Raw genomic sequence first — 16,227 nt, forward strand, 5'->3', positions numbered from 1 at the left:
AAGAGGCATAGCGAGGGTAAAATTGGGTTTGGCGATTTAATTTTACTATCTCGCTATTTTTTAGCCAACAAATGTCAACAGACCCTAGGAAGTTAGCATATAATTTAAATATGTTTACTTCCTAAGCTCCTTTTCTATTCTTTATAAAAGACGAGGGAGTTTAATAATTTTAAACCTTTTGAATAAATAGATTACGATCAAAACGATATTGTGGATAGAAAACACCATCTTCAGCGCGTTCACCAGCAGCAACGACCATCACTGGATATTCATCTGCATTTAAATTCAAGATTTTACGCACCATCGGCTCATCAAATCCTTCCATCATACAACTGTCAAAACCGTAAGCACGTAATGCCAATACGAGATTTTCACATGCTAAAGCAGTTGTTTTGGTTGCCCAAAGTTTGGCGTCCGCAGGGGTATAAGCTGTCACAGGAAGCTGTTTATCAAATTGACGTGCTACTTTGAAAGCAACTTTCTTAAAGTTACCTAAGGCATTTAAATAACCTGTTTTATAGTTATAAGGAATAAAACGATAGTATCTTTTAACTAAAGGTGGGATTTCAGGGAAAGGGAACTCATTGATATTATTTTGAGCCATTTCATCAATACGGTCAGTACGTGCAACACAAACAATGAGCTCAGCAGCAGTTCTTGCAGCAAACTGGTTTAAGCATGCTTTCACTAAACGTTTCTTTTTCGGTTGTGATTGAACGACATAAAATGTCCACGGCTGTAAATTCGATGAGTTTGGTGCAAGCAAAGCTAAGTCTAAACATGCATCTAAAGTTTCAGCAGGTATCAGCTTATCGGTAAATTTACGTACAGATCGGCGGCTTTCTACCACTTTTCTAAAATTCTCAACATCGATATCTTGTGGAGCAGCTTCGTAATAACGTTTTTTAGGTTGAGCATCTTGTGACATTGTCATTCTCTCATTCTAATAAAAATAATGGGTTTGTTTTAAACTAAAAAACCACTTAGCCTTCGTGTTGATTGCTAAGTGGTCTGTTATTTTCAATTCAACGATTAGTTAAATTGAGCAAAATCAGGTTTGCGTTTTTGCATAAATGCTGCAACAGCTTCCGCCATTTCAGGTGATTTTACACGTTGCATAAATACTACCGCTTCATCATCAATACAATCAATAATTTCTTGAAGATTGTGTTTCATCAATGCTTTAGTTTGTTTTAAAGACGCAAGTGGTAACGCTGCTAAAGTCTGTGCTTGTTTTAAGGCATGTGCATAAACATCTTCTTCAATGCTATTTACAATACCTGCATTCAACGCTTTTTCACTGTTAAATTTCTGTGCAGTAAGCAATAATTCAGCTGCTTTATGATAGCCCGCTTGTTGAATTAACAATTTACTCGAAGCACCTTCAGGAGAAAGACCTAAGCTTACAAACGGAATTTGGAATAGGGCAGTGTTATCGCTATACACAAGGTCAGCATGAAGCAAAATCGTTACACCAATGCCAATTGCAACACCACGAACCGCACAGATTAAAGGCTTAGATAGACGAGCAGCAGCTTTTAAAACAACGAAAGGAGGACCGTCACCTTCTTTACCTTCAAGCGGTGTTTGAATGAATGCCATGAAATCTTGCATGTCATTCCCCGCACTGAAATCCGCATCTTCACCACGTAAAATGACAACACGTACATCTTTATCTTGATCGGCTTCATCAAAAGCTTTTGCAATCCATAGATAAAGTTCACCGTATAAAGCATTCTTTGCCTTTGGTCGGTTAATGGCTAAAGTCAGCACGCCATTGTCTAAATTCGCATTCAAATGTTCATGTGGTTGTTGAATACAACTAAGTGTCATCGTACTATCCTTGCTTTATAAATTAATTGAACTCTACGCCTTTATTATGTCGCATAATTTAAAATTCGACACAGACTGGTCAGTTCATAAAAAAGTTAGATCTGCTATGAAATATACATTTGATTATCTCGTTTACATTGGTCGCTTTCAACCCTTCCATTTAGCACATATGCAAACGATTAAAATAGCATTGCAACAGAGTCAGTATGTGATTTTAGCACTGGGTTCTGCACAGGATGAGCGCAATATTAAAAATCCGTTCCTTGCAAAAGAACGTGAACAAATGATCTTATCTAATTTTTCAGAAGCAGATCAACAACGTATTCATTTTGTGCATGTGATTGATGTTTATAATGATGTTAAATGGGTGGAATTGGTCAAATCGCTGGTTGAAGGTGTGGTTAAACCAGAAGACAAAGTTGGTTTGATTGGACATTTTAAAGATGATTCATCTTATTATTTACAACTTTTCCCTGAATGGAAAATGGTTGAGTTAGAAAGTCTAGTTGGTTCGATCTCGGCGACGCCATTGCGTGAAGCTTATTATCAGGGTGAAATTCGACAAGCTGAATTTCCACTGGGTACAGCAGAGTTTTTAGAAAAATTTCAACAAACTGAGATGTATCAGCAATTGAAGCATAAATTCCAAACTCAGGATAAATCTAATCTTTAAGTTGTTAATCGTTGCATTGATACTTCATGTTTTACTTATTTTGAGTCTATTCATTTATTGGTCTAAAAATAAAGTCACTGATAGAAGTATCAAGCAACGCTATTCAATTGCAATCAACATTCTATAGCCTATAGCGATTAACTTAAAATCAGTTGAGTTTGTTCAATCAAGGTTTTCGTTAAAGACTCTAGCTGGCTAGATTGTTGTTTCCAGTGATGCCAATACAATTCAAGTTCAAGTCCTGCTTCAGGCATGATTTCTATCAGTTTTCCGCTGGCTAATTCATTTTCAACTTGTAAATCCGGCACCATGCCATAGCCTAAATGAAGCAAAATCGCTTCAACAAATGCGGTGGAAGATGGAATGTAATGACATGGATACATATTGGCAGTTAGACCGTAAAGGCGTTGTATAGTTTGTATATGAACATGATCTTTATCATTAAAAATAACGGTTGGTGTATTTCTTAAAGCATTACGATGTATGCCATTCTGAAAATAATGCTGAATAAATTGTGGTGTTGCAACCATACGATACGACATTTTACCTAAAAGAGTTGCTTCACAGCCTTTCATTGGACTGAATTCTGTTGAAATACAGGCATTGACCAAACCCGCTTCAAGGAGATGATGTGTTTGAGATTGATCATCAATTTTCAAATCAATCACAATTTTTTCTTCAATGAGTGTTTTTTGAATACTAGGCAAGAGCCATGTTGCTAATGAATCTGCATTGGATGCAATATTCAGTTTAAAAAATTGTGAATTCGAGCGTTGTCCTTGTAAGTTTTGAATTAAATTCTGTTCCATGAGGCGATGATGCTGTAGAAAAAGCAGAACTTCTTGACCTGATTGCGTCACTTTACAGGGTCTTTCTCGAATGATCAGCACTTGTCCAAGTTGCTTTTCTAAAGTCTGTAATCTGAGCGTTACCGCAGAAGCTGTGATATTGAGTCGTGCAGCTGCCAATTCGAAACTCCCTGTTTCTGCAACGGCTAAAAAAGCTTCACTGTGTTTACTTTGCAGCATAGAGATGTCCCGATTCAAATATAGTGATTAATCAAACTCATAAAATTCTATTGCATAAAACACGATTGCCAAATGGTTAAAGTAAGAATATCAAATCAGCCATCAAGGCTATGAATGTCTTAATTACTATCTGATGTTACGCACTTGATTTAAATTAAGTAGGTGAAAAGAAAAAGCTAAATTTACACTACAGAGCCTTGCATCCAAAGTTTAAATTTAGGGAATAGCCTTCGGCTCGAGGTACTTTTGTTTTGGCAAAAGTACCCAAAACCATTGTCATCCGCAGAACTCGTTCACTCTCGTCAAAATATTCAAAGTTTCGCAGAAACTTTACTTATTAGAAGAAGTCCTGCCTCAAACAATTGCGGATGACGTTTTCGCGTATCAACATTCTTCTAGCTCCAACGTTTAATTTTAGAGTTACTGGGTAACATCAGTTACTAAAATAAAACCATGATCATAAAACCAAGTATTATCAAAGCTTAAAAACCATAAACTAAGAAAAACCATAAGCTAAGAAAAACCATAAGCTAAGAAAAACTTAGTTAAGTTGATATTTATTTAGAAATACTCATTTTATAACTTTATCTTGGATAATAGCACAATTATTTAAATCAATTAAAAGTGTAGTTTCATCATGTTGCAAAGTTATATGCAAGGTTTTGCCATCGGGATGAGTTTAATCATGGCGATTGGTGCGCAGAATGCTTTTGTACTCAAACAAGGCTTGAAAAAACAATATGTTTTTTGGATTTGTATGGTGTGCATTGCCTCTGATTCGATCCTGATTTTATTGGGCGTACTTGGTTTTTCCAAAGTTATGCAAACCAACCCTGAATTGGTGGAATGGGCGAAATATTTAGGTGCAACATTTCTATTCTTTTATGGTGCGCAGCATTTTTATAAGGCATTCACAGCAACGACTAATTTATTGCCAAGTGAGAAAGATGAATCTAAGCTTTTGAAAATGGTGTTGATCTGTTTAGCATTAACTTGGCTAAATCCGCATGTTTATTTGGATACTGTGGTTTTAATTGGTTCGATTTCAACACAATTTGAGCATGCTAAGCTTCAGTTTGCTTTAGGTGCAATCACTGCTTCTTGGATTTTCTTCTTTGCTTTGGGCTTTGGCGCTCGCTTTCTATTGCCCGTTTTTAAAAGTGCTAAATCTTGGAAAATTCTAGATTTTATTATCGGTTTTGTGATGTGGGGAATTGCGACTTCATTGATTGTCTAAGGCTATCGAAACTAATTGGCTTTATTTGTTGTTAGTTGAAACTTTGAATAATAAAATCAAAAGCCTGATTGGCTTTTGATTTAATTTTTTAATTTAAAAGCAGGGAAATTAACCTGCTTGAAGTAATGCTGATCAGTTAAGCCTTTTTAAATTCTCAATAGTTCCCCTCTTTCTCAAAGAGGGGTTAGGGGAGATTCTTAGATGAGTAACTACTAAATTACTCTTAACTGACTGCCATTAACCTGCCTGAAGTGCTTTTAAGTCTTCTAAAACTTGTTCTGCATGACCAGCAGCTTTTACTTTGCGGTATTCTTTCACTAACTGACCATTATGGTAAATAAAGGTTGAGCGTTCGATGCCCATCACTTTCTTACCGTACATATTTTTTTCTTTAATCACATCAAAGTGTTTACACAAAACTTCTTCTTTATCACTGATCAAGTTAATGGTCAGTGATTGTTTTTCGGTAAAGTTTTGATGCGCTTTGACTGAGTCACGTGACACACCAATAATTGTTGTATGCAAAGCATCAAACTGATCTTTTAAGCATGAAAAACCAACAGCTTGGGTTGTGCAACCAGGTGTAGAGTCTTTTGGATAAAAATACAAAACCAGCCATTCTGTCGGAATTTCAGTCAGGTTAATTTCACCTGTTGTTGCTGGAAAGCTTTGATTCGGAAGTTGAATTGTTTCAGTCATTATTCATCCTTAAAGGTCATCATGGTTTAATTCAAGTGCTAAAAAGGCATAATTTTCGTGATATAGAATATCACCTTTACGTACCGAAAGTGGTCTTTTAAAAATAGGTGCATCAATCACTGTAGTATGAAATTCACCTGCTTCACCACAAGGGTCAATATTTCGCGCAAGCAATTCCTCTACATAATCAAGGGTTAAAATCCGCCCTAAGTCTGCAATAGACATGCCTAAATTTAAATTTACAGTCACGATCATACATTCAAATCCAAGTGCGATAAGCTCATGTACAATCTCTAAACGTGGTTTTTGCCATAGCGGCATATACAATTTTAAATCACTACGATTACAAACCGCTTGGTTCCATTCAGCATGAGCGATCAAGTCAATATCGCCAGTGACTAATACTTCTGCGCCGAGTTGCTTAGCTTGAACAAGTAAATCAACAAATGCTGTTTCATAGTTCGCCCAAGTTGCCGAAGCTTTTAAAATGGGTAAGCCAATTGCCTTAGCTTGAGCATGAATAATCTCTAAAGGCATTGCATGTGAGCGTGATCTTAAACCTTGTTCTTCGAGCATCACCATTAATGAGATGGGCTGACCTTGTTGCAAAGCATAATAAAGCGCAAGACTGCTATCTTTTCCACCACTATAAGAAGCAATGCATTTTTGTTTATTTGGATGAAGGGTGTTCCACTGACTTTGCATGATTTTCTATGAGGTTCTATAAATTTCTAAAGGTTTTCAAAGTAAAGTGCTAAAAAAGCCTGCGTAAAGCAGGCTTAATCATTGCAATAAAATTATTTTTTCGCTTGTGCAGCTTTCATTGCTGCTTGAGTAAGTGTTTCTAATTTACTTGTAAGTTGTGGGCCAAAACAAGTTTTAAGCGATGCATTTTGTTGTTGAACAAAAGCTAAGCTTGAAGGGTTTTTCTTTTGGTTTATAGCACTTTGAATTTCCCACTTTTGAGCTTCAGTCACTTTACCTTGAGCATCAATTTGGCATGAGCAGAACTTGCTCACTTCAGCACTGCTTAATTTTCCACCTTTTGCTGTTTCTGTTTTACATACATTGACTAATGCTGATTTTACATTGGTACTTTTATACGCTTGTTGAAGTGGGTTTGCATCAGCAGCTTGAGCAGCAGAACCCATCATTGCAGCAATTGAAAACATTGAAGAAAGAAGAAGACCCGATTTTAAGTTTTTCATAAACTGTACCTTGTTATTACGCGATATAACGTGTTGGATCTACGACACCTGCATCCATAAAGCCTTCTTTACGAAGACGGCAGCTATCGCATTTACCGCAAGCACGTCCTTGGTCATCTGCTTGGTAGCATGAAACCGTTTGGCTATAGTCTACGCCATGTTCCAAGCCTAAGCGTATTATATTCGCTTTGGATAAATGTAACAGAGGTGTTTCAAATTTAAGAGGTTTCCCTTCAACGCCGACTTTGGTTGCAAGGCGAGCCATGTTGGCAAAAGCTTCGATAAACTCAGGACGACAGTCAGGATATCCTGAATAATCAACAGCATTGATACCAATGACGATTGCTTGAGCATCAAAAACTTCAGCAGCAGCAAGTGCATAAGATAAGAAAATGGTGTTACGTGCTGGAACATAAGTTACAGGAATACCATCAGTTTCATGATCAGGTACTTCAATGTTATGGTCTGTAAGTGCAGAACCACCTAAGTTACCCAAATCAATATTGATCACACGATGTTCAACACCAGCACGTTTAGTTAATGCACGTGCTGCATCAAGTTCAGTGGTAGAACGTTGACCATACATGAAACTGAGAGCAATACATTCGTAGTTTGCTTGCGCCCAAGCCAAACAAGTTGTTGAGTCTAAACCGCCAGATAATAAGACAATGGCACGAGGGCGCATATTCACAGTCTCCGAAAAATTTATAAAATGAGGATGGTTAGGATAATGAGGAAATTAACGACCAGTTTCGTCATTCCAAAGCAATTTATGTAATTGCAACTGAAAACGAACAGGGAGATGATCGTCTAAAATCCATTGTGCTAAATCACGTGCAATTTGTGGTAAACGCACAACGCCTTTTTCTACAGCAAAAGCAGGGGAGAACCATACTGTGCTGACTTTGTCATTTAAAGCATATTGCTCAACTTGCTGTTTAGACCATTCATAGTCTTCACGATTACAAATGACAAATTTGATTTGATCATGTTGAGTTAGATGATCAAGATTACTGAGCAAATTACGTGCGACTTCACCAGAAGTGGGTGTTTTTAAATCCAATACTTTTGAAATACGTGAGTCAACTTTAGATACATCTAAAGCGCCACTGGTTTCTAATGAAACGTCACAGCCTAGGTCTGCTAAACGTTGCAATAAATGCAAGGCATTGGGTTGTGCAAGGGGTTCGCCACCTGTTACACAAATATAAGGTGTTTTGTAATCTAAAGTCGTTTGAATAATTTGATCTAAAGATTGACGTTCACCACCTTCAAAAGAATAAGTGGTATCGCAGTAGGTACAACGCAACGGACAACCTGTTAATCGAATAAAAACAGTCGGTAATCCTGCTGCATTGGCTTCACCTTGTAGAGAATAGAAAATCTCCGTAATACGTAGCCCCGCAGACGGATCAGAAACAGGAATAGTAGAAGTTCGGAGAGAGTTCATAACATTTACCACAGTTTACAAAATGAAAAATCTCTACGCTCAGTGATGAACGTAGAGATGAGGAATGACTAAAGTTCCGCAATGAATAAATTAAAACTTAGTCTTCGCGAAGAAGATCATTCAAACTTGTTTTTGCACGAGTTTGAGCATCTACTTTTTTCACGATAATTGCAGCATAAAGACTGTAAGTACCGCATTTAGAAGGGAGGCTACCAGCAACAACAACAGAACCCGCAGGTACACGACCATAATGGATTTCACCTGTTGCACGGTCATAAATCTTAGTTGATTGACCAATAAACACGCCCATTGAAATCACAGAACCTTCTTCAACGATTACGCCTTCAACAATTTCAGAACGTGCACCGATAAAGCAGTTGTCTTCAATAATGGTTGGGTTGGCTTGAAGTGGTTCAAGTACGCCACCAATACCTACACCGCCAGAAAGATGAACGTTTTTACCAATTTGCGCACATGAACCAACAGTTGCCCATGTATCAACCATTGTGCCTTCATCTACATAAGCACCAATGTTGACATAAGATGGCATTAACACCACATTTTTTGCTTGGAAGCTACCTTTACGAGCAACAGCAGGGGGTACAACACGTACACCAGCAGCTTTAAACTGAGCATCAGTCCAGCCTGTAAATTTAGTGTCTACTTTGTCGTAGAAACGAAGATCGCATGACTCAATTGGTTTGTTGTCATTTAATTTAAATGACAACAACACCGCTTTTTTCAACCATTGATGAACAATCCATTCACCATCAATTTTTTCAGCTACACGAAGTGTACCATTATCTAAAGCAGCAATGGCTTCTTCAACAGCTTGGCGAACTTCAGCTGGGCAATCCGCAGCAGTAAAGTTGGCACGATTTTCAAACGCTTGTTCAATGATCGTTGAAAGCTGAGACATAATCTTCCTTCCCAAAAAATTTTTAAAGATTCTACACTAAATTGGAGTTAAATTAGAGATAAAAACTAGTTTCAATCGGAAAAACTAATCTTAAACTTTAAAAGGACTTAAGCTTAAATAATTGATCGCTAAGATTTTCTTAATGTCAACTTGTTTAAAAGCAACAATTTATATTCATTTGTATCAAAAAATAACAAAAACCAATCAATTTAGCTATTAATTGTGAAGAGCAAATAAAATATGATGCTCCTGAGTCTAAACACATGAACGATTAAAGAACAAACTCTATTTTTGAGGAGATATAAATGAAAGTGTTAAAACTAGCTGCGCTTACTGTTGCCTTTTCTGCTTCTACTTTGGCAATGGCAGATGAAACCGTTGTAGATCAAGGTCGCGTATTTGAGGCAAATCAATTGATTCCTACTGGCGCTCGTCTTGAAGTAGGTACGACAGGTTATGGTGGTGCTTTACTTTGGACTGCAAACCCATATGTAGGTTTGGCTCTAGGTTATAACGGTGGCGATATTTCTTGGTCAGACGATTTATCTATCGATGGCACTAAATACGACATGGATATGGACAACAACTTGACTTATTTGAATGCTGAAATTCGTCCTTGGGGTACAAGTCCGAACAGATGGGTTCAAGGTCTATACGTTGCTGCCGGTGTAGGTTATGTTGATAGTAAATATGATTTGAAAAAATCTTTACATAACAGCAATGACACACTCAAAATTGATGGTAAAAACTACAATGCACCAACAGGTGAAGGTAGCATCAAAGGGTCAGTAGATTATGATAACCAAATTGCTCCATACCTAGGTTTTGGTATTGCACCAAAAATCAATAAAAACTGGGGCTTATTCGGTGAAGTCGGTGCTTACTATACAGGTAGCCCATCTGCTGACTTAACAGCAACAGGTTTACAAGAAGTTGGTGGTACAACTTCAGGTGCTTATGCTGCTGATCGTTTAGAGCAAAAAATCAATGACAAAGACAAATACAAATGGTTACCAGTAGGTAAAGTTGGTGTAAGTTACCACTGGTAATTGATTTAAAATCAAATAAAAAACGAGCTTCGGCTCGTTTTTTATTTTGTAAAGATTTTATTGCAGTTAAATTATTGCAATAAATTTGCTTTGCCATAACATAATTGGATCATCATTTAGTTCTATTTTTTAATCATTTCATCTTAAAAGAAATTTAAAAGAAATAGCCTATTTTAATCCCATGTGCAAAAGCATTGTTATTTGAAACTGCTGATAATGTTCCATTTTGAGTAATGGCATTGGTGGTATCGAGTTTTTTAACATCCGCTTTATTAAATTTGAAATATTTTAATCCATAGGCAATAAAACTATTTTTATGGAACTTGTATAAACCCGCTAAACCCAATGCATAAAATCCATCAGATGGGTTGACGGTGCTGGCTGGATTACCAGCTCCAGAATCCCAAGAAACATCTGTTAAGCCTAACCAACGATCAGCAAATTGATGAGCAAGTCCTAATTTCGCAGACCATTGATCTGTATTGTAATCAATTAAATTAAACGGTTTGATCAAATCTGGATATTGCTGAACAGCCAAATCGACTACTGCACCAAACTGCCGAGGTTGAATTTCAAAATCTTTCCAATTGACCCATCTTAAACTGCTATAGAGCACATTTTTAGGCGTTAAACCTGTCTGAAAATCTAAACTGACAGATTGTGGTGTGGTGATGTCTGTTTTAGCTGAAGGAATAACACTCAAAGCTTGATCGAAAATATCTTCAGTTACAGCCGATTGGTGTTTGATTTTAGAGCGATAGGTGATTGCAGTTTTTAAAGCATATTCTGGAATTTGATAACTTAAACCAGCTAACCAGCCATGACCTGAGCTCTCTTTAAATTTGGCTTGATAACCACTCATAACAGAGTAACTTGGCCCAAAAACATCAAGTTCCCCTTCAAACTGTTGATAAACAGCGCCTGTATAAATATTCCAGTTTAAAGTCGGTTGATATCCAACAAGCATCGAAAGGTTTTCACTTTTAAAATTTAAGTGAGTCGATTCGATGGTTTGCCGTCCAAAATTGGATTGTGGGCGGTAGTCATAACTTAGATCTACACCATAGGGTTGGTCGTAAATAACACCAAAGGAAATTTGTGGATGAATTTGGAGTTTCGCTGTCGCATTGACGAAATGATAGTCATCGACGAGGTTTCCAGTCGAAAAATCATGTACCCCTATTTGTTGTAGTGCTTGCTGATTTTGGACTTGTCCCGAAACATCGGCATATAGTTCAGCATATGAAAGTTCTACATAATTATTTGATTCTAAAAAAGGTAAAATGGATTGATCAGATTTTTCTATTGCTGCCGCGTAGCTGAAAATAGGAATAATAAAGCTACTACCCAGTGCAATTTTTAAAAAAGGTGTTTTCATATATCCTCCCAAACCCATAATTAAGTAGATTTGCTTGGTGATTTTTGACTATTTGTTGAATCCGATCATAAATAATAGTAAAAATGAAGAATTAAACAAAATGGCTAATTTTTCTACATTTGATCTGTTCTGTATTTTTTTGTCAATAAAAACTGCGAGTTTTATCATGTATTTATAGCAAAAAGGGGCAGAAGCCCCTTATTTTTAATTTTTACTAAACATTAAAATTTAGATTGTGAAGTCAGCCTTTTTAACTAGTCATCAGGATAAGCAATTTTCTTTAACGCTTTAATATCTGCTTCAGGAGAGCACAGTGAAATAAATTCATAACCATAACCACGGAGTAAGTGACCTTTGCGCACAGCAATCCATGTAGTGTTTAAACCAAAAATATCAGTATTGATTTGTTTTAAACGATGGTCACGTTCTAAGTCATAAGCCACGTCATTGACAATACCGACCCCCATGCCAAGTTCTACATAGGTTTTGATTACATCGGCATCGAGTGCAGACATTACAATATCAACATCAAGATGGGCTTCTTCAAAGGCTTTATCGATCTTTGAACGTCCTGTAAAACCACCGTGATAGGTAATGATTGGATATTCAGCAAGTTTTTCTAAAGTAATCTCTTTAGGATCAATCTTAGTTAAAGGATGATCTTGCGGCGTAATAATGCTGTGTTTCCAGTTATAAAATGGAACACTGCCTAGATTGTCTTCGGTCGTCAAAGATTCAGTTGCAATACCAATATCTGCAAGGCCTAAAAGCAACATTTCAGAAATTTCAACAGGGCTGGCTTGTTGTAGAATCAAATGTACTTTGGGAAATGCTTTTTTAAACAAATTAACAATCGGTGGTAACACATATCGAGCTTGGGTATGTGTAGTTGCAATCGTCAATGTCCCCTCATCAACTTTATTAAAGTCATCTGCAAGACGTTTAATATTGTCCGCATCAATTAACATACGTTCAACAATACTGAGTAAAGCTTGCCCTGGTTCAGTTAAACCCAATAGACGTTTACCTTTACGTACAAACAGTTGCACACCTAACTCATCTTCCAAGTCTTTAATGTGTTTACTTACACCAGATTGAGAGGTGTAAAGTGCTGCAGAAGCTTCTGTTAAATTATAATTTTGACGAACTGTTTCGCGGATAATGCGTAATTGCTGAAAGTTCATTTTGTTCGATACCTCAATGGCGGATGAGCATTCAATCGCTCATCCAATCGTCGTTTATGCGACTTGATTTTCAAATAGGTGAAGTGTAGATGCACTTACCCAAACAGTTTGATTTGGTCTAAATTGATGTAATTTTGCTTCTTCAGGATTTAAAGCAATTTCAATCAGTTGTCCTTGACGATCCTGTAATTCTGCCATGACTTTACCCGCAATCCAAACTTCACGTAAAAAAGTGGCTTGAATTGCATTTTCAGTCGGTTGTGCATGAATTTTTAACTCATTTGGGCGAGCAAAGGCGATCACTTTACCGTCAGCTGTATTTCGAGCAGAGGGAAGTTGGATACGATCTTCACCAATTTGGATAATACCTTGATGATTTTCACCTTCAAAACGATTGGCTTGCCCGAGAAAATCAAATACAAACGGTGTCGCAGGTTTTTCATAAACTTCACGAGGTGAACCAATTTGTTCAATATCACCTTTATTCATCACCACAATCTGATCCGCAACTTCAAGGGCTTCTTCTTGGTCATGTGTCACGAATATAGACGTGATATGCAACTCATCATGTAAGGTACGTAACCAACGGCGCAGTTCTTTACGAACTTTGGCATCCAGTGCGCCAAAAGGTTCATCTAAAAGTAAAACACGAGGTTCAACAGCCAAAGCACGAGCAAGTGCAATACGTTGACGTTGTCCACCTGAAAGTTGTGCAGGATAACGATCCGCCAAGAAGCCGAGTTGAACTAAATCCAGTAAACGAGTCACACGCTTTTTAATTTCAGCTTCATTTGGACGAGTCGCACGAGGGCGTACACGCAAACCGAATGCAACATTGTCATAGACAGTCATATGGCGGAACAAAGCATAATGTTGGAATACAAAACCGACTTGACGTTCACGTACGTGAATTTGGGTAGCATCCGTTCCTTCAAGAATCACTTGTCCACGATCTGCCGATTCCAAACCTGCAATAATACGTAATAGTGTTGTTTTACCACAACCTGATGGACCAAGTAACGCAACCAATTGACCATCTGGAAAATCGAGAGAGATATTTTTAAGTGCATGGAATGCACCGAAGTTTTTTTCAATATTTTTAACTTGAATACTCATGGTCATTCCTTAAGAAATTGTAGATTCTTTATTTTCACGGTTTTGTTTTTCTTGGCGAAATTCAACCCATGTTTTTAAAATCAAAGTGAAAATTGCCAACAATGCTAACAGTGAAGACACTGCAAATGCTGCACTAAAGGTATATTCGTTATATAAAATTTCAACATGTAATGGCAGGGTGTTGGTTTCACCACGAATGTGACCTGATACGACTGATACCGCACCAAACTCACCCATTGCACGTGCATTACATAAGATCACACCGTAAATTAAACCCCATTTGATATTTGGAAGCGTAACTTTCCAAAAGGTTTGCCAACCTGATGCACCCAATACAATTGCAGCTTCTTCTTCCTCTGTACCTTGTGCTTCCATTAAAGGAATCAATTCACGGGCAACAAAAGGTACGGTAATAAATACAGTCGCTAATACAATGGCAGGTGTTGCATACAGGATTTTAATGTCATGATCCATTAACCATCCACCGAACCAGCCTTGTGAGCCGAAAATCAATACCAGCATCAAACCTGCAATAACAGGAGATACCGAAAAGGGGGTATCAATAATAGTGGTGAGAATTGATTTTCCACGGAAGTTAAACTTCGCTACACACCACGCTGCTGCTACACCAAAAACCACATTTAATGGTACTGCAATCGCTGCTGTTAATAAGGTTAATTTGACTGCTGATAAAGTATCAGGATTGACCAAAGCTTCGAAGTAAACTGATACACCTTGTTTAAAGGCTTCAACAAAAACCAGAATTAATGGCAGTATTAAACAGCTTAAGAAAAAGATTAGGGCAATGGTAATTAATGTATAACGAACCCAAGTTGGCTCACGTGTTGCATCACGAGATTGCAACTTTATGGCTAGGGCATTGCTGTTGGTATTTAAGCTCATCGTGCTGTTCTCCCTGTGCGGCGACTTGCCCATGCCTGTACTAAATTAATTAAGAACAAGATAAAGAAAGAAATAACCAACATCACAACGGCAATCGTGGTCGCACCTGCATAATCATATTCTTCTAAACGGGAAATAATCATCAATGGTGCAATTTCAGTTTCAAATGGCTGATTCCCTGCAATGAAAATTACTGAACCATATTCTCCAACACCACGTGCAAATGCCAATGCAAATCCAGTCAATAATGCAGGCAGCAAAATCGGTAGGATAATTTTAGTCACGATTTGCAAACGATTCGCACCAAGAGCCGAAGCGGCTTCTTCTAACTCAGTTTCCAAATCACTTAATACAGGCTGTACAGTACGAACGACAAATGGAATACCAATAAAAATCAAGGCTAAAGTAATACCAATCGGGGTATATGCGACTTTGATTCCAAGTGGTTCAAGATATTGACCAATCCAACCTGTAGGTGCGTATAGCGAAGTTAATGCAATACCTGCAACTGCGGTGGGTAGAGCAAAGGGTAAATCAACCAAAGCATCTACAATACGTTTGCCTGGGAATGAATAACGAACTAAGCACCAAGCTAATAACAAACCAAAAACCACATTGATCAAAGCCGCAACGATGGCTGTACTAAAACTGAGTTGTAATGATTTTAAAATACGCTCTGAGCTGATGATTTCCCAAAAACCATCCCAGCCTACACCGAGTGATTTGATAAAAACAGCTGATAATGGAATCAGAACAATTAAAGATAAATACGCTAGGGTGAAGCCTAGTGAAAGACCAAATCCTGGCAGCACTCGGGATCGCTGCGACATGATGACTCCTCAAAAGAGAGAAAGCTTATTGAAATCAATAAGCAAAATTAAAATGAATTGGGCAAAGCTTAAGAGGCATCAATTAAAATGCAAATTTAAAAAACAACTTTTTGATATCAGGTTTATTGATAACAGCATGTTTTTTCTCAGAAATGATGTAATTGAAAATTTCTGGGAAAGGGCCAAAACCTGATGCAACATTAATATGTCCAACTTTTCCAAGATTAATTGGCTTGATTTTCCAAGCTGCTGCAAGCGCATTCACTTCATCAAAAGCAAACCAAGGATCATCTTCACTGATAAGCATTGTGGTTGGGACAGGTGCTTTTAAGCCATAAAAATAACTTTGGTAATCGCCAATGCTGTCCGTTGCAAATCCATTTGCGCCGAAACGCTTAGGATTTGCTGGAGCAACCAAAATCAGTTTTTTAACTTTTTGAGCGAGTTCAGGAGCTTCATTCAAAGCAGCAAGACTGGTTAAACAACCAAAGCTATGTGCAACAATTTGAATTTGATCATCCGTTGCTTCTAATACTTTGATCAGTTCTTTCACCCATTGTTTAAGAATGGGCTTATTCCAGTTTTGCTGTTGTACACGAGTACGGTGTTGTAATTGATTTTCCAACCAAGATTGCCAGTGAGTTTTATCACTTCCGCCAACACCGGGAACAATAACTGTATGTACCATGAGAGCACTCCTGTCCAAGACTCTTAGTTAAT

At 37.5% G+C, this 16,227-nt stretch carries 18 protein-coding genes; 3 read left to right on the plus strand and 15 right to left on the minus strand.

Annotation, left to right across the window (positions count from 1 at the left end):
- Nucleotides 1–169: 169 nt before the first annotated feature.
- Nucleotides 170–928: a nitroreductase family protein gene (locus tag GGG_RS0113635; RefSeq protein ID WP_010115801.1), complete on the minus strand. Its 759-nt coding sequence runs from the start codon at nucleotides 926–928 to the stop codon at nucleotides 170–172.
- A 104-nt stretch (nucleotides 929–1,032) separates the two neighbouring features.
- Nucleotides 1,033–1,833: an enoyl-CoA hydratase gene (locus GGG_RS0113640; RefSeq protein WP_010115803.1), complete on the minus strand. Its 801-nt coding sequence runs from the start codon at nucleotides 1,831–1,833 to the stop codon at nucleotides 1,033–1,035.
- Nucleotides 1,834–1,939: 106 nt separating this feature from the next.
- Between GGG_RS0113640 and GGG_RS0113645 the strand changes: the two genes are divergently transcribed.
- Nucleotides 1,940–2,506 (plus strand): nicotinate-nicotinamide nucleotide adenylyltransferase, encoded by a 567-nt coding sequence (locus GGG_RS0113645; protein ID WP_010115805.1) that lies wholly within the window; start codon nucleotides 1,940–1,942, stop codon nucleotides 2,504–2,506.
- 137 nt (nucleotides 2,507–2,643) lie between these two features.
- Here GGG_RS0113645 and GGG_RS0113650 read toward each other — a convergent pair whose 3' ends face one another.
- The gene (locus tag GGG_RS0113650) at nucleotides 2,644–3,534 is read right to left on the minus strand and encodes a LysR family transcriptional regulator ArgP (RefSeq protein ID WP_010115808.1); all 891 of its coding nucleotides are present in this window, start codon (nucleotides 3,532–3,534) and stop codon (nucleotides 2,644–2,646) included.
- Between the two features lie 637 nt (nucleotides 3,535–4,171).
- Between GGG_RS0113650 and GGG_RS0113655 the strand changes: the two genes are divergently transcribed.
- The gene (locus tag GGG_RS0113655) at nucleotides 4,172–4,771 is read left to right on the plus strand and encodes a LysE/ArgO family amino acid transporter (RefSeq protein WP_010115810.1); all 600 of its coding nucleotides are present in this window, start codon (nucleotides 4,172–4,174) and stop codon (nucleotides 4,769–4,771) included.
- 237 nt (nucleotides 4,772–5,008) lie between these two features.
- On the opposite strand, the gene GGG_RS0113660 is transcribed toward GGG_RS0113655, so the two are convergent.
- From GGG_RS0113660 to dapD, 6 genes are all read right to left on the minus strand, one after another.
- The gene (locus tag GGG_RS0113660; RefSeq protein WP_010115811.1) at nucleotides 5,009–5,470 is read right to left on the minus strand and encodes a peroxiredoxin; all 462 of its coding nucleotides are present in this window, start codon (nucleotides 5,468–5,470) and stop codon (nucleotides 5,009–5,011) included.
- Nucleotides 5,471–5,479: 9 nt separating this feature from the next.
- Nucleotides 5,480–6,175, minus strand: a complete 696-nt coding sequence (locus GGG_RS0113665) for a diphthine--ammonia ligase (protein WP_010115813.1) — start codon at nucleotides 6,173–6,175, stop codon at nucleotides 5,480–5,482.
- 92 nt (nucleotides 6,176–6,267) lie between these two features.
- On the minus strand, nucleotides 6,268–6,678 hold the full coding sequence (locus tag GGG_RS0113670; protein ID WP_010115815.1) for a hypothetical protein: 411 nt from the start codon (nucleotides 6,676–6,678) through the stop codon (nucleotides 6,268–6,270).
- A gap of 16 nt (nucleotides 6,679–6,694) precedes the next feature.
- Nucleotides 6,695–7,363 (minus strand): 7-cyano-7-deazaguanine synthase QueC, encoded by a 669-nt coding sequence (gene queC / locus GGG_RS0113675; protein WP_010115817.1) that lies wholly within the window; start codon nucleotides 7,361–7,363, stop codon nucleotides 6,695–6,697.
- A gap of 54 nt (nucleotides 7,364–7,417) precedes the next feature.
- Entirely contained in the window at nucleotides 7,418–8,128 is a 711-nt protein-coding gene (queE, locus tag GGG_RS0113680; RefSeq protein ID WP_010115819.1) for a 7-carboxy-7-deazaguanine synthase QueE, read from the minus strand.
- A gap of 97 nt (nucleotides 8,129–8,225) precedes the next feature.
- Nucleotides 8,226–9,047 (minus strand): 2,3,4,5-tetrahydropyridine-2,6-dicarboxylate N-succinyltransferase, encoded by an 822-nt coding sequence (gene dapD, locus GGG_RS0113685; protein WP_010115822.1) that lies wholly within the window; start codon nucleotides 9,045–9,047, stop codon nucleotides 8,226–8,228.
- 305 nt (nucleotides 9,048–9,352) lie between these two features.
- Between dapD and carO the strand changes: the two genes are divergently transcribed.
- On the plus strand, nucleotides 9,353–10,096 hold the full coding sequence (carO, locus tag GGG_RS0113690; protein ID WP_010115823.1) for an ornithine uptake porin CarO: 744 nt from the start codon (nucleotides 9,353–9,355) through the stop codon (nucleotides 10,094–10,096).
- A gap of 154 nt (nucleotides 10,097–10,250) precedes the next feature.
- Here the strand turns inward: carO and GGG_RS0113695 are convergent, their stop codons facing one another.
- From GGG_RS0113695 to GGG_RS0113720, 6 genes are all read right to left on the minus strand, one after another.
- The gene (locus GGG_RS0113695; RefSeq protein ID WP_010115824.1) at nucleotides 10,251–11,474 is read right to left on the minus strand and encodes an outer membrane protein transport protein; all 1,224 of its coding nucleotides are present in this window, start codon (nucleotides 11,472–11,474) and stop codon (nucleotides 10,251–10,253) included.
- Between the two features lie 254 nt (nucleotides 11,475–11,728).
- Nucleotides 11,729–12,658: a CysB family HTH-type transcriptional regulator gene (locus tag GGG_RS0113700; protein ID WP_010115825.1), complete on the minus strand. Its 930-nt coding sequence runs from the start codon at nucleotides 12,656–12,658 to the stop codon at nucleotides 11,729–11,731.
- 54 nt (nucleotides 12,659–12,712) lie between these two features.
- Nucleotides 12,713–13,774 carry a sulfate/molybdate ABC transporter ATP-binding protein gene (locus tag GGG_RS0113705; RefSeq protein ID WP_010115826.1) on the minus strand — a complete coding sequence of 354 codons (1,062 nt, stop codon included), beginning with the start codon at nucleotides 13,772–13,774 and terminating at the stop codon, nucleotides 12,713–12,715.
- A 9-nt stretch (nucleotides 13,775–13,783) separates the two neighbouring features.
- On the minus strand, nucleotides 13,784–14,677 hold the full coding sequence (gene cysW, locus GGG_RS0113710) for a sulfate ABC transporter permease subunit CysW (RefSeq protein WP_010115827.1): 894 nt from the start codon (nucleotides 14,675–14,677) through the stop codon (nucleotides 13,784–13,786).
- Nucleotides 14,674–15,507: a sulfate ABC transporter permease subunit CysT gene (gene cysT, locus GGG_RS0113715; RefSeq protein ID WP_010115828.1), complete on the minus strand. Its 834-nt coding sequence runs from the start codon at nucleotides 15,505–15,507 to the stop codon at nucleotides 14,674–14,676. The genes cysW and cysT overlap by 4 nt, the downstream gene beginning before the upstream one ends.
- Nucleotides 15,508–15,589: 82 nt before the next feature.
- Nucleotides 15,590–16,195: an alpha/beta hydrolase gene (locus GGG_RS0113720; protein ID WP_010115830.1), complete on the minus strand. Its 606-nt coding sequence runs from the start codon at nucleotides 16,193–16,195 to the stop codon at nucleotides 15,590–15,592.
- Between the last annotated feature and the right edge of the window lie 32 nt (nucleotides 16,196–16,227).

This window comes from Acinetobacter sp. P8-3-8 (assembly GCF_000214135.1).
Taxonomy (GTDB): Bacteria; Pseudomonadota; Gammaproteobacteria; order Pseudomonadales; family Moraxellaceae; genus Acinetobacter.